The organism is Nonomuraea cypriaca (genome assembly GCF_015645445.1).
GTDB classification, from domain to species: domain Bacteria; phylum Actinomycetota; class Actinomycetes; order Streptosporangiales; family Streptosporangiaceae; genus Nonomuraea; species Nonomuraea cypriaca.
In genome coordinates, this window is sequence record NZ_JADOGI010000015.1 from 13,877 (window position 1) to 26,486 (window position 12,610).

Annotated in this window: 13 protein-coding genes; 7 read left to right on the plus strand and 6 right to left on the minus strand. The window is 70.5% G+C overall.

The window, feature by feature from the left end; genetic code table 11:
* Positions 1-80: 80 nt before the first annotated feature.
* The gene (locus ITP53_RS07255; RefSeq protein ID WP_195894522.1) at positions 81-1,241 is read right to left on the minus strand and encodes a ThiF family adenylyltransferase; all 1,161 of its coding nucleotides are present in this window, start codon (positions 1,239-1,241) and stop codon (positions 81-83) included.
* A gap of 278 nt (positions 1,242-1,519) precedes the next feature.
* The gene (locus tag ITP53_RS07260; protein WP_195894523.1) at positions 1,520-2,800 is read right to left on the minus strand and encodes an MFS transporter; all 1,281 of its coding nucleotides are present in this window, start codon (positions 2,798-2,800) and stop codon (positions 1,520-1,522) included.
* Positions 2,801-2,994: 194 nt separating this feature from the next.
* On the opposite strand from ITP53_RS07260, the gene ITP53_RS07265 reads away from it, so the two are divergent.
* Both ITP53_RS07265 and ITP53_RS07270 read left to right on the plus strand, forming a co-directional pair.
* A complete protein-coding gene (locus tag ITP53_RS07265) occupies positions 2,995-3,642 on the plus strand; it encodes a hypothetical protein (protein WP_195894524.1) in 648 nt (215 codons plus the stop codon).
* A gap of 7 nt (positions 3,643-3,649) precedes the next feature.
* Positions 3,650-4,018, plus strand: a complete 369-nt coding sequence (locus ITP53_RS07270) for a hypothetical protein (RefSeq protein WP_195894525.1) — start codon at positions 3,650-3,652, stop codon at positions 4,016-4,018.
* A 9-nt stretch (positions 4,019-4,027) separates the two neighbouring features.
* Here the strand turns inward: ITP53_RS07270 and ITP53_RS07275 are convergent, their stop codons facing one another.
* On the minus strand, positions 4,028-4,450 hold the full coding sequence (locus ITP53_RS07275; RefSeq protein ID WP_195894526.1) for a VOC family protein: 423 nt from the start codon (positions 4,448-4,450) through the stop codon (positions 4,028-4,030).
* Positions 4,451-4,537: 87 nt separating this feature from the next.
* Here ITP53_RS07275 and ITP53_RS07280 point away from each other — a divergent pair, with 87 nt between their 5' ends.
* The gene (locus ITP53_RS07280; RefSeq protein WP_195894527.1) at positions 4,538-5,494 is read left to right on the plus strand and encodes a helix-turn-helix transcriptional regulator; all 957 of its coding nucleotides are present in this window, start codon (positions 4,538-4,540) and stop codon (positions 5,492-5,494) included.
* Here the strand turns inward: ITP53_RS07280 and ITP53_RS55880 are convergent.
* Together ITP53_RS55880 and ITP53_RS07290 are read right to left on the minus strand one after the other, a co-directional pair.
* On the minus strand, positions 5,457-5,744 hold the full coding sequence (locus ITP53_RS55880; RefSeq protein WP_207755624.1) for a hypothetical protein: 288 nt from the start codon (positions 5,742-5,744) through the stop codon (positions 5,457-5,459). The two genes, ITP53_RS07280 and ITP53_RS55880, sit on opposite strands and share 38 nt — an antisense overlap.
* Positions 5,745-5,757: 13 nt before the next feature.
* Positions 5,758-6,822: a tartrate dehydrogenase gene (locus tag ITP53_RS07290; protein WP_195894528.1), complete on the minus strand. Its 1,065-nt coding sequence runs from the start codon at positions 6,820-6,822 to the stop codon at positions 5,758-5,760.
* Between the two features lie 129 nt (positions 6,823-6,951).
* On the opposite strand from ITP53_RS07290, the gene ITP53_RS07295 reads away from it, so the two are divergent.
* The 4 genes from ITP53_RS07295 (at position 6,952) to ITP53_RS07310 (ending at position 12,322) form a co-directional block, all read left to right on the plus strand.
* Positions 6,952-8,553 carry an SLC13 family permease gene (locus ITP53_RS07295; protein ID WP_195894529.1) on the plus strand — a complete coding sequence of 534 codons (1,602 nt, stop codon included), beginning with the start codon at positions 6,952-6,954 and terminating at the stop codon, positions 8,551-8,553.
* Between the two features lie 100 nt (positions 8,554-8,653).
* Positions 8,654-9,139, plus strand: coding sequence for a (2Fe-2S)-binding protein (locus ITP53_RS07300; RefSeq protein ID WP_195894530.1), 486 nt, complete (start codon positions 8,654-8,656; stop codon positions 9,137-9,139).
* On the plus strand, positions 9,132-10,121 hold the full coding sequence (locus ITP53_RS07305; RefSeq protein WP_195894531.1) for an FAD binding domain-containing protein: 990 nt from the start codon (positions 9,132-9,134) through the stop codon (positions 10,119-10,121). Before ITP53_RS07300 ends, ITP53_RS07305 begins: the two co-directional genes overlap by 8 nt.
* A complete protein-coding gene (locus ITP53_RS07310; protein ID WP_195894532.1) occupies positions 10,118-12,322 on the plus strand; it encodes a xanthine dehydrogenase family protein molybdopterin-binding subunit in 2,205 nt (734 codons plus the stop codon). The genes ITP53_RS07305 and ITP53_RS07310 overlap by 4 nt, the downstream gene beginning before the upstream one ends.
* Here the strand turns inward: ITP53_RS07310 and ITP53_RS07315 are convergent.
* The gene (locus ITP53_RS07315; protein ID WP_195894533.1) at positions 12,265-12,504 is read right to left on the minus strand and encodes a hypothetical protein; all 240 of its coding nucleotides are present in this window, start codon (positions 12,502-12,504) and stop codon (positions 12,265-12,267) included. The two genes, ITP53_RS07310 and ITP53_RS07315, sit on opposite strands and share 58 nt — an antisense overlap.
* Between the last annotated feature and the right edge of the window lie 106 nt (positions 12,505-12,610).

Genomic DNA, 12,610 nt, shown 5'->3' on the forward strand with positions numbered 1-12,610 from the left:
CCCTGGTGAGGGCATCGGGGCGAAGCCGACCCTACTTGGCGGCGGTTGAGCGGGGGCGAGATGCGCGAAGCGGGTATGGGTCAGGGGGTTTCGGCGTGCTGCCATACGTCGAAGGCGGCCGCGTCGGCGCCGTCGCCGCAGACCGGGCAGCCGGCCGGATCGCGTGGCCACTGGGACATGACCTCGAGCTGCCCCGTCTCGTAGTGGACGTCGATCTGGCGGCCCAGGGCGATGGGTTCGGCGTGGCCGGTGACCAGGCGTACCGCCTCGCCGCAGATCATGGACGCGATCAGTGCGATGTGCGGGGCGAAGGCGATGGTCACGTCGCCGAGTTCGACGCGGAGCGCGCCGGCGAGCTGCGAGAGGTATCTCGGGTCCGATCGTGAGTAGTACAGGTGCAGGCAGTCCATGCACCCCGACTCGTACGGCCGGACGGAGAACAGGCGGCCCCGGGTGACGAACGAGCCGCCCGTCACGTAAGGGACGGACTCCCTAACGCAGCCCGCGTTCACCCGCCGCTGCGCGACGAACGGCGGCTCGTCGATCGCGCAGATCGCCACGTCGGCGCCGCGTACGAGCTCGGCCACCTCATCCTCCGACTCGATCTTGCGTTGTACGGCGGTGAAGTCGACGTCGGAGTTCACCTCCTTCGCGACCCGGGAGGCCACGGCGGACTTGTACGCGCCGATGTCGTCCTCGCGGAAGAGGAGCTGGCGGTTGAGATTGCTCAGCTCGACCCGGTCGTAGTCGACGGCCGTGACCTTGCCGAAGCCGGCCGCCAGCACCATGGGGAGGATGTACGACCCTCCGCCCCCGAGCCCGAACAGCACGCAGTGCGACGAGCGCAGCTTGTCCTGGAGCTGGCCGCGGGAGGAGGAGGACAGCCTGGCGTAGTGGCTGAAGTAGTTGACGTTGCCCTGGTAGCGGCTCAGTTCCCCGTGGTCGTACGGGCTGGGACCCGCGTCCTCCAGGAAGCCGCGCCCGTCCAGGTCGCGTACGGCCGCGAGCACGTCCTCGGCGCCGATCCCGGGATACGCCGCGCCGATCGCCGACACGACCTCGCCGAGCGGCCTGGTCCCGTCGAGGGCCTTGACCAGGGTCCAGAGTTGGCCGTACGGGTCGGTGATGTCCACGGTCACGCCGGCCTGGGCACCGATCCTGAACCGCGTCTCGTCCAGCTGATAGACCGGATAAATGGGCTTAATGCGGATATAGCGGTTGAGGGACAGGGTGTCAGGCATTCTCGCGGTCCTCCGCGTCTTTTCCGGAATCAAAGGGATGTTCCGGAGGTGGAAAGGGACGTTCGGGGAGCCGACCCGGCTCCCCGAACGCTGAACGGTCTTCCGCTATCGCGTCGGACTCGTGAATGGGACTAGAAAATGATCCATGACACCTCGACCGGCGCCTCAAGGCTCTGGTCGTTCATCTCGTACGTCATGTGATTCACCTCCCTTCGCGAAGTCCGGCACGGCCTGGATGTGACTAGAAAATGACCCATTTGACATCGGCGGCAGGAGCCTCAAAGCTCTGGTCGTTCATCTCGTACGTCATGTGATTCACCTCCCTTCGCGAAGGTCCGGACCGGCCTGGAAAGGAGGCCGGCCACACCTGCCGCGGCCACAAGGGCCGCACCGAGGAGGAACACCATCCTCGGGCCGGCCGCGGAAGCTATCAGGCCCGCGAGCAGCGCGCCCACGGGGAAGAGCCCGAACGACGCCACCAGCAGCGCACCGGACACGCGCCCGCGCAACTCCGCGGGCACCCCGGTCTGCACGACGGTGATCAGCAGCACGTTGCCCGCCGCGTTGGCGGCGCCCGCGCCGAGGAACAGCGCCGCGGGCCACAGCTGGCCCGAGATCAGGCCGACCGCGCCGAGCAGTGCGGCCTGCGGGAGCATCAGCAGGACCGCCACGCGCACCGGGTTGCGCGGAGTGGGGAACAGCCCGGCCGCGACGCTGCCCGCGAGCGCCCCGCACCCGAAGGCGCCGAGCACGATCCCGTACGTCGTCGCGAACGACCCAGGCTCGCCCTGGTGCAGCAGCGTCGGCAGGCCGATCTCCAGGATTCCCGCGAACCCGAGGTTCCCGGCCGCGGCCATCATCATGATGACCTTGAGCAGCGGGAACTCGCGCAGGACCGTCCACACGCCGGTGGTGCGCGGGGCCGGCTCCGGCTGCGCGCGGTCAGGATGCGGCCGTACGAACCAGAGGGTCACGACCGACACGAGGAACGACAGCGCGTCCACGGCGAGCGCGGGCCCCGTGCCCAGGCGGGCGACGAGCACGCCGGCGATCACCGGGCCCAGCAGGGCGACGGCCTGCGCGACCGCGTAGTTGCGGCTGTTGGCCCGCTGGACCTGCGACTCCTCGACGACGTCGGGGATGATGGAGAAGTTCGCGGGCAGGAAGGCGCCACCGGCGAGTCCGAGGATCGCCGTGGCGACGGCCAGCGCCCACAGTCCCGTCTCGCCGGTCCAGGCCAGGGCGCACAGGAGGCCGGCGGCGGGAGCGCGGACCGTGTCGGTCACCAGCATGATCCGCCTGGGCGTGAACCGGTCCGCGAGCGGCCCGCCGAGCATCAGCCCGACCAGCCGGCACACTCCGTAGACCGTCAGCACCAGGCCCAGGGCCGCGCTGCCGTGCCGCAGCAGCACGATGCCCGGCAGGGCGATGACGAAGAACTGGTCGCCGAAGCCGGAGAAGCCCTGCCCGGTGATCAGGAGGGTCAGCGACGACACCCGGAAGCGCCGCCGTACGGGGGCGGCTTCGACGGGAACTCGGTACTTCGGCGGTTGGCTCACGAAAAGATGGGCGTTCCATCCCGTTCCATCACGGCGTGAGTCGCGTCGCACAACGATCACTTTCCGTGGCCCCGAGGTCCGCTGCCGCGATCACGCGTTGTTCCGGACCGTCGGGCGCTTCGGAAAAGTCCTGTACCAAATCAGAGAACGGGCCCTATTCTGTGGCGCGATATCTCTGCACGATTTGCGTGAGCATGCGCGGCGAGAACACCCAGGTCGACATGACCTCGGCGGAGACCCACGTCATCGTCGGCGGCAAGACCACGTACGTGGCCGTGACCGAGGAGCTCGCCGACGTCGCCGGCGGCAAGCGGTGGCTGAGGTTCGGCCCTGATCAGGAAGGCGTCCTCGCCCTGCTCGCCCCCGGCGCGGCCGACAGCCCCATCACCGATCTCACGCTGGCCAGGAACGCCCGCCTCTACACCTCCGGCGAACTCTCCGCCACGCAGGATCCGCTCGGCACGCATTACGCCATCATCTACGATTTCGCCCAGGCACTTAAAAAATTCGGCCCCAGGAAGTACGTTGAGCTCAACTTCGACCAGTCCCTGGCCGCCGTCAAAGCCCTGCTTCCACAAGACGGCCTGAAGAAGGTCATGAAGGGAGTGACCGGTGTCGGCGACGAATACCACGCCCGCCTGGGCGCCGAACTGCTGAAAGCGGCCAAGGGCGTCACCGCGACCTACGACCTTTGGGTGAACGGCGACAGCCCGGCCAAGCTCGTCATGAACGTGCCGCTCAAAGGCGCCGCGGTGGAGACGGAAATGGTCTTCTCCGAGTGGGGCCTGGCCAAGGTGACCGTCCCCGCCGAGAACGAGACGAAGAGCGTACCGAGCCTGTGAGGTCCTGATGGAGATCCGCTACAACCCGGTTCTGGGATGGGTGTTCCTGGCGGCGGGTGCGGTGGTGACGTTCCTGCAGGCGTGGCTCTTCCTGCTGGGCGTGTTCAGCCCGTTGATCGTCGTCGGGCTGATCGTGCTGGTGCTCGGCGGACTGTATCTGCGGCGGCCGTACTTCCGGGTGGAGCCGGAGGCGATCGTCGTGGTATCGCTGGCCGGGACGGCCCAGCGCAGAATCCCCATCCCCAGGAACGACGACCCGAGGGTGGAGGGCAACCGGATCGTCATCGGCGAGCGGCAGGTGCCGGTACGCAAGGGCATGGCGCACCCGGAGGACTGGGCGGCCTACACCGCCACCCTGCCGCGTGACCCTCGCTGACGCAGATCTTCACGACTTCGGCGATCCCAGGATCTCCAGGTAGTGCGCGTTGTACATCAGGCCCAGGACGTTGCCCCAGGGGTCGATCACGGACGCGGTGATGAAGCCGATGCCCCGCTCGCGCGGCGAGTCGTGTTCCTCGGCCCCCATCGCCACGAGCCTCTCCACGGCCGCGGGAACGTCGTCGACGTGCCAGTAGACCACGGCGCCCGCCGGCTTTCCGATGGTGTCGGGCCCGGCGGTCCTGGCCAGCTCGCTGCCGGCGTAGGAGCTGTGGACGAAGCCGAACTCGTGCTCGTAGTCGCCGACGCGCCACTCCATGTACGCCGGGGTGTCCATGTAGGGCGGGATCCCGAACAGCTCGGTGTACCAGCGCTTGGTCGCCTCGAAGTCGGGCGAGTAGAAGGTGACGGTGGTGAGTCCTCGCAGCATTCGCCGGTTCCTCTCTCGCGGGCTATGTGACCATCTTCCCAGCTAAAGTGCTCACCGATTGAGCACTTTGAATGCCAGGATGACGACATGCGCGCTGACCGTCTCGTAGCCGTTCTCCTACTGCTCCAGGCGCGCGGCCGGGTGACCGCGGCCGAGCTGGCGCAGGAGCTGGAGATCTCCTTGGCCACCGCCCGCCGCGATCTGGAGGCCCTGTCGGCCGCCGGGATCCCGGTCTATCCGCAGCCGGGGCGCGGCGGCGGATGGTCGCTCGTCGGCGGCGCCCGTACGGATCTCAGCGGGCTCAACGCGGCCGAGTCCCAGGCCCTTTTCCTGCTCCTCGGTCCGGCCGGTTCGGCTGAGCCCGAGCTGACCTCCGCCCTGCGCAAGCTCATCCGCGCCCTGCCCGCCACGTTCCGCGCCGACGCCGAGGCCGCGGCCCGCGCCATCGTCTCCGACGCGGCGGGCTGGGGCGAGCCCGAGCACGAGCTGCCCGCCCTCGTGCGGTCCCTGCGCGACGCCGTCGTACGCAGGCTCAAGGTGCGGCTGGCGTACACCGGCAAGGGCAAGCAGACGACGGAGCGACTGGTCGATCCGCTCGGCCTGGTCGACAAGGACGGGACCTGGTATCTCATCGCGGACACCGAAGCCGGCCGTCGGACGTTCCGCGTCGACCGCGTCGCGTCCGCGGACGTCACGGATCTCCCCGCGCGGCGACCCGACGACTTCGACCTCTCAGCGGAGTGGGCGCGCGTGGTGACGGAGACGGAGCGGCGGCGCTCGCTCGTCTCGGCCGTGGTGCTGATCGACGCCCGGTTCCTCCCGGTGCTCCGCTCGCATTTCGGACGGCATTGCGAGGTCATCGCACAGGACGACGGACGGGTCCGGGCGCGGGTGGCGGCCCACATGGCCCGATCGATCGCCGAGCAACTGGCCGGCTGGGGCGCCATGGTCGAGGTGGTGGAACCGGAGTCCGTACGCACCGAACTCGCCAGAATCGGCCACGAACTCACCGAACGCTACGCCAACCAACCAGATCCCGCCTGAGCAGGCGGATCGCCGCACGATGAGCACGCGACCGGCATGTCCTGGGTACGAGCGCCGCGACAGCATCGCGGTAGACGGCGAGGTCGGCCTCCGCGGTCGGCGCGTCGAACGCGGCCACGACCGCGATGGTCTGGCCCGCGCCGCCGTCGGCGGGCAGGCGGTAGGCGTCGCGCAGGTCCGCGGGCCCGTACCCGGCGGGGGTGGCCTCCCGTGACCTGGCCCGGAAACTCAGCCGACCGCCCCGCCGCACCCGGAGGCGCCGGTTACCCTTCCGTGCGGCCCTCGGTGATGAGGGTGAGGACCGCGCGGGTGAAGTCGTCGGTGCCCGCCGTGCCGCCGAGGTCGCGCGTACGTACGTCGCCCTTGGCCAGGACGGCGGCGATGGCCGCCACGATCTCGTCGGCCGCCGCCGGATGCCCGAGGTGCTCCAGCATCATGGCGGCCGACCAGATGGCCCCGATCGGGTTGGCCACGCCACGGCCCGCGATGTCCGGCGCCGAGCCGTGCACCGGCTCGAACATCGAGGGGAACTCCCGCTCGGGGTTGAGGTTCGCGGACGGGGCGATGCCGATGCTGCCCGCGACCGCGGCGGCCAGGTCGCTGAGGATGTCGCCGAACAGGTTCGAGCCCACGATCACGTCGAACCGGGACGGCCCCAGGACCAGCTTGGCGCAGAGGGCGTCGATGTGCTCCTGGTCCCAGCGCACGCCGGGATGCTCACGTGCCCGCTCCTCGACCAGTTCGTCCCAGAACGGCATCGTGTGGACGATCCCGTTGGACTTGGTGGCGGAGGTCAGGTAGCCGCGGCGGCGGCTCGCGAGGTCGAAGGCGTAGTCGAGCACGCGCGTCACGCCGGCGCGGGTGAACACCGACTCCTGGACCGCCATCTCCCCGGGGAAACCGCGGTTCATCCGGCCGCCGATCTCGCTGTATTCGCCTTCGGTGTTCTCCCTGACGACCACGAGGTCGATCGCCGCGTTCACGGGGCTCTCGATGCCGTCGAAGAGGCGTACGGGCCGGAGGTTCACGTACTGGCGGAAAGCCCGGCGGATCGGGATGAGCAGGCCCCAGAGCGAGACGTGGTCGGGCACGCCCGGCGCGCCGACCGCGCCGAGGAAGACGGCGTCGTGGCCGCGCAACCGGTCGATGCCGTCGGGCGGCATCATGGCGCCCTCGCGCTTGTAGCGTTCGCACGACCAGTCGTACTCGGTGAATTGGCACGTGAAGCCGTGGCGCCGGCCCGCCGCCCGCACCACTTCCAGGGCCGCGGGGGTGACCTCGAGTCCGATGCCGTCTCCTGGGATCACGGCGATGTCATGCGTCGTCATGCCCTCGATTCAACCGTTCCGTCCCAGGAGTGTCCAAAACCGACGCGTGGAACCGAACGCTCAACAGGAGGAACCTATAACTCAAGAACGGACCTGCACGCGAACCGGTGAGAACGTTAGGAGCAGGCGATGAACCCCGGCGCCCCCAGGACCGATGTCGACCAGGCCCTTCTCGGCCACGAGGTGACCTACCGCGGCCTCGCCGAGCAGCGGCTGTCGCCGGCCGAGGAGAGATTCGAGAAGGGTAGGCGCACCACCGGCATGTGGCTGGCGCCGCTGATCACGGTCGTCTTCGCGCTGCTGCCCATCGACATGGCCCCCATGCAGCAGACGCTGGCGGCCGTCCTGCTCGGCGTCATCGTCCTGTGGGTGACCGAGCCGGTGCCCATCCCCATCGGCGGTCTCATCGGCGTCGCCGCGATCGTGGTACTCGGGGTGGCCTCCGCGACGGACGCGGTGGCCCCGTTCGGCTCCCCCACGCTCTTCACCTTCGTCGGGGCGTTCATCCTGGCGCAGGCGATGCTGAAGCAGGGGCTGGCGCGCCGCTTCGCGTTCCTCGTCCTGTCGTTGCCGGGGGTGGGCCGCTCGACGTTCCGGCTGATCGTCGCGTTCGGCGCCATCACGTGCCTGCTGTCGGCGTTCGTCTCCAACACCGCGACCGTGGCCATGCTCCTGCCCACGGCCCTCGGCATGCTGGCCGTCATCGCCAAACTGCTGCAGGACCGCGAGCTGGTCGCCGCCGACTTCGACCCGCTGCGGCTGCGGGTGGGCGCGGCGCTGGTCCTGATGCTCGCGTACGGCTCCAGCGTCGGCGGCCTGCTCACGCCCGTCGGCAGTCCGCCCAACCTGATCGGCCGCGGCCTCATCGAGGAGGCCACCGGCCGGCGCATCTCGTTCGGCGAGTGGATGATCATGGCGCTGCCGATCTGCGCGCTCATGTTCGTCGCGCTGGCGGCCGTGCTGCTGCTGCTCAACCGGCCGGAGATCCGCCGGATCGAGGGCGTCGAGGAGTACGTACGCGCCGAGCGGGCGAACATGGGCAGGCTGTCGCGCGCCGAGAAGAACACGCTCGTGGCCTTCGGCGTCACCGTGTTCCTGTGGATCTTCCCCGGCGTGATCGCGTTGTTCGCGGGCACGGAGTCCGCCCTCTACACGACCGTCAGCGACCGGCTCAACGAGGGCATCGTGGCCGTGCTCGGCGCGTCCCTGCTGTTCCTGCTGCCGACCGACTGGAGCAAGCGGGAGTTCACCCTCAACTGGAGCGACGCGGCCAAGATCGACTGGGGCACGATCGTGCTGTTCGGCACCGGCATCATCTTCGGCTCGCTGCTGGAGGAGACGGGGCTGGCCGAGACGATCGGCTCGTCGGCCGCCTCGGCGCTCGGGCTGACCAGCGTGTTCGCCATCACCGCGTTCGCCGTGCTGCTCGCCGTCCTCGTCTCGGAGACCACCAGCAACACCGCGTCGGCAGCCGTGGTGGTGCCGATCATCATCCCGATCGCGGCGGCGGCCGGGATCAACCCGTTCGTGCCCGCGCTGGCGGCGACGTTCGCGGCGTCGTTCGGGTTCATGCTGCCGGTCTCCACGCCGCAGAACGCCATCGCGTACGGCTCAGGCGTCGTCCCCATCACCACCATGATCCGGTCGGGCGTCAGCTTCGACGTCCTCGGCGCCATCCTGATCATCCTGCTCCTGCCCCTGCTGATCGGGGTGACCGGCATCGGCGGGTGAGCGTGCCGGCGCCACCTGGCATACCCGCTGACAGGCCGGTCAGCTCGTTCGCATAACATGAAATGTGGTTCCCCCCGAGCCCGCGACACCTGGGGGGATCATGACCAGGACTCCACACGCCGCCGTGACGTTGACCGTCAACGGCGCCGATCACCACCTCGACGTGGACACCCGCGTCACCCTGCTGGACGCGCTGCGCGACCACCTGGCGCTGACCGGCTCGAAGAAGGGCTGCGACCAGGGCACGTGCGGCGCCTGCACGGTGATGGTGGACGGCCGGCGGACCCTGTCCTGCCTGACGCTCGCCGCGCAGTGCGAGGGCCGGTCGATCACCACCATCGAGGGGCTGGGCTCCGGCGGTGACCTGCATCCGATGCAGGCGGCGTTCGTCCGGCACGACGCGTTCCAGTGCGGCTACTGCACCCCGGGGCAGATCGTGTCCGCGGTGTGCCTGCTGGAAGAGGGCGGGCGGACGGGGTCGGACGCGGACATCCGGGAGTTCATGAGCGGCAACATCTGCCGCTGCGGCGCCTATCCGAACATCGTCGCGGCGATCCGCGAGGTCGCGGGGGCGCGCGATGCGTGAGTTCGAATACGTCAGAGCCACCGAGGCCGGCCAGGCGGTGGCGACGGTTACCCAGGACCCCCGCGCGTCGTATCTCGCGGGCGGCACCACACAACTCGACCTGATGAAGGACGGCGTGCTCGAACCCGAGCTGCTGGTCGACATCACCCGGCTGCCGCTGCGCGGCGTCTCCCGCGACGGCGACACGTTGCGCGTCGGCGCGCTGACCACGATGGAGGAGCTGGCCGCCGACCCGACCGTGGCCGCGCGCCTGCCGTTCGTCCGCGAGGCGCTGCTGCTCGGCGCGTCGGTTCAGCTGCGCAACATGGCGACCATCGGCGGCAACCTGCTGCAGCGCGCCCGCTGCAGGTACTTCCGCGACCCGACTGTGCCCGCGTGCAACAAGCGCCGTCGCGGCACCGGCTGCGCCGCCGTCACGGGCGCCGCCCGCATGCACGCGATCCTCGGCGCGGACGAGCACTGCATCGCGGTGCACGCCTCCGACCTGGCCGTCCCGCTCGTCGCGCTGGACGCGAGCGTGCGCGTCATGGGCGCCGACGGTGAGCGGTCAGTGCCGCTCACGGACTTCTACCTCATCCCCGGTGACACCCCGGACCTGGAGAACGTGCTGGTCCACGGCGAGCTGATCGTCGCCGTGGACGTCCCGCTGCCTCGGGTAGGGACCCGATCGGCGTACGTGAAGGTCCGCGACCGGGCCTCGTACGAGTTCGCGCTGGCCTCCGCGGCGGTGGCCATGACGCTCGACGGCGGGGTGATCCGCGAGGCGCGGGTCGCCCTCGGCGGGGTCGGCACCGTCCCGTGGCGGGCCCGCGAGGCCGAGGAGCTGCTGCGCGGGGCGCCGCCGGGACCGTCGGTCTTCCTGGCGGCCGCCGAGGCGACCGTGCGGAGCCCGTTCACCGTGCCCGGCACCGCGTTCAAGGTGGAGCTGGCCAAACGCATCCTCGTACGTACGTTGAGCACCGTCGCGGGAGTGACCTCATGACGACCATCGAACGGCCCAGGCTCGTCGGAGCCGGAGTCGACCGGGTGGACGGCCCGCTGAAGGTGACCGGCGCCGCGCCCTACCCGAACGACGTCAGCCTCCCCGACCTGGTGTACGCCGCGCCCGTACGCGCCACGATCGCCGCCGGGCGGATCGGCCGCATCGACACGAGCGCGGCCGAGAGCGCGCCGGGCGTGCTCGCGGTCTTCACCCACCTGAACGCGCCGAGGCTGGAACGCGTACCGGAACCCATGCTCGGCCCGCCGCCGCCACCGCTGCAGGACGACCGGATCACCTACTACGGCCAGTACGTCGCCGTCGTGGTGGCCGGCACCGCCGAGCAGGCGAGCGCGGCGGCCCGGCGGATCGAGATCGGCTACGAGCCGGCCGAGCCGCTGCTGGACATGAACGACCCTCGGGCGGAGCGGATCGAGAACCCGTTCGGCACGGACGTCAGCCGCGGCGACGTGGCGGCCGGTCTCGCGGATGCGGACGTCACGATCGACGCCTCGTACACGACGGCGGAGAACACCAACAACCCGCTCGGCCTGTTCGCCACCGTCGCCGCGTGGGACGGCGACGCGCTCACCGTGCACGACTCCACCCAATGGCCGTCCCGGGCGCGGGCGATCCTGGCGAAGGTGTTCCGGGTGCCCGAGTCCGGGGTGCGGGTGCTCGCGCCGTACGTCGGCGGCGGCTTCGGGGCGGGACTGCGCGTCTGGCCGCACGTGATCCTGGCCGCGCTGGCGGCGCGGGAGACCGGGCGGCCGGTCAAGCTCGTGCTGACCCGCCCGGAGATGTTCACCGGCGTCGGCCACCGCCCCGCCACGGTGCAGCGGGTCAGGCTCGGCGCCACGCGCGACGGCCGGCTGACGGCGATCGACCACGAGAGCCTGGCCACGCTGTCGATCGACGGGGACAACTTCGAACCGTGCACGGCGGGCACGGCCTCGGCCTACGCCTGCCCCAACGTGTCCGTCCGGGACCGGCAGGTACGCCTGAACATCCCCTGGACGAACTCGATGCGCGCCCCGGGTGAGGCGCAGGGCAACTTCGCGCTCGAATCGGCCCTCGACGAGCTGTCGTACGAGCTCGGCATCGACCCGCTGGAGCTGCGGCTGCGCAACCACGCCGACAGCTATCCGCAGCTCGGCCTGCCGTGGTCGAGCAAGGCGCTGCGCGAGTGCTACGCGGTGGGCGCGGCGCGGTTCGGCTGGTCGCGGCGCGGGGCGGAGCCGGGCTCGATGCGCGACGGCGACTGGCTGGTCGGCCACGGCATGGCCGGCGTCAGCTTCTTCTGGTTGCAGGAGCCCTGCGCGGCCAGGGCGACCGTGCGCGACGACGGGACGGCGTACGTGCGGAGCGCCGTGACCGACATCGGCACCGGCACCTACACGGTCATGACCCAGCTGTCCGCCGAGTTCCTCGGCCTGCGGCAGGATCGGGTCACGTTCGACCTGGGCGACACCGACATGCCGATGGGGGTGGTGGCGGGCGGCTCAGGCCTCACCGCCGCCCTCGGCACCGCCGTGCGCGCGGCCTGCCGCGATCTCGTGCGCGCGTTCCTCGACCTGGTACGCGACGACCCCGGCTCACCGCTGGCCGGTTGCGACATCGACGACGTCACCGTGGCCGACGGACGCATCCACCGTAAGGGGGCGCCGGAGCTCGGCGAGTCCTACACCGGCATCCTCGCCGCGCACGAGCTGACCGAGCTGACCGCCGACGGCGAGAGCGCGCCACCCCGCCCTGAGGACGTCGGCATGGCCCCCGCCGGCGCGTTCGGCGCCCGTTTCGTGGAGGTACGCGTGGATCCTGACCTCGGGCTGCTCCGGGTCGCCCGCGTCGTGTCGGCGATCGACGGCGGCCGGATCCTGAACGAGAAGCTGGCCACCAGCCAGATCATCGGCGGGACCGTCGGGGGCATCGGCATGGCGTTGTTCGAGGACACCGTCACGGACGCGGGCACCGGGCGGATCGCGAACGCCACCCTCGGCGACTACCTGGTGCCGGTCAACGCCGACGTCCCGGACATGGACGTGATCTTCGTCGGCGACCCGGACCGGTACAACCCGGTCGGCGTGAAGGGCGTCGGCGAGATCGGCCTCGTCGGGTTGTCCGCCGCCATCGCCAACGCCGTCCATCACGCGACCGGCAGGCGCATCCGCTCCCTGCCCATCACCATCGACCGCCTCCTGTAGGCCCGGCATTCGGCGAGCGCCCGCTCGAAGGCCGCGGGATCGTCGCGTACCCGGTCCAGGGTGCGCTGGATCACCTCGGTGAGGGTGTTGGCGCCGACGTTCGAGAGCAGCTCGACGCCGGGCTCCGGCACGGGCAGCTCCGCGAACCCGGCGAACGCGCCCGCGCACAACAACGCCAGCACCGCGGGCGGGGTCGCCTTACGCCGCGGCCGAGTCGCGCCAGTTTGGACCTCAGCCCGGACCGCAGCCGGTCAGCCTCGTCAGGGGACACGACCGCGTTCTAGCACG

Excerpts from the sequence above, each read along its gene's own strand:
- ITP53_RS07255 (WP_195894522.1), bottom strand. The coding sequence starts at position 1,241 with ATGCCTGACACCCTGTCCCTCAACCGCTATATCCGCATTAAGCCCATT.
- ITP53_RS07265 (WP_195894524.1), top strand. The coding sequence starts at position 2,995 with ATGCGCGGCGAGAACACCCAGGTCGACATGACCTCGGCGGAGACCCAC.
- ITP53_RS07270 (WP_195894525.1), top strand. The coding sequence starts at position 3,650 with ATGGAGATCCGCTACAACCCGGTTCTGGGATGGGTGTTCCTGGCGGCG.
- ITP53_RS07275 (WP_195894526.1), bottom strand. The coding sequence starts at position 4,450 with ATGCTGCGAGGACTCACCACCGTCACCTTCTACTCGCCCGACTTCGAG.
- ITP53_RS07280 (WP_195894527.1), top strand. The coding sequence starts at position 4,538 with ATGCGCGCTGACCGTCTCGTAGCCGTTCTCCTACTGCTCCAGGCGCGC.
- ITP53_RS07290 (WP_195894528.1), bottom strand. The coding sequence starts at position 6,822 with ATGACGACGCATGACATCGCCGTGATCCCAGGAGACGGCATCGGACTC.
- ITP53_RS07295 (WP_195894529.1), top strand. The coding sequence starts at position 6,952 with ATGAACCCCGGCGCCCCCAGGACCGATGTCGACCAGGCCCTTCTCGGC.
- ITP53_RS07300 (WP_195894530.1), top strand. The coding sequence starts at position 8,654 with ATGACCAGGACTCCACACGCCGCCGTGACGTTGACCGTCAACGGCGCC.
- ITP53_RS07305 (WP_195894531.1), top strand. The coding sequence starts at position 9,132 with ATGCGTGAGTTCGAATACGTCAGAGCCACCGAGGCCGGCCAGGCGGTG.
- ITP53_RS07310 (WP_195894532.1), top strand. The coding sequence starts at position 10,118 with ATGACGACCATCGAACGGCCCAGGCTCGTCGGAGCCGGAGTCGACCGG.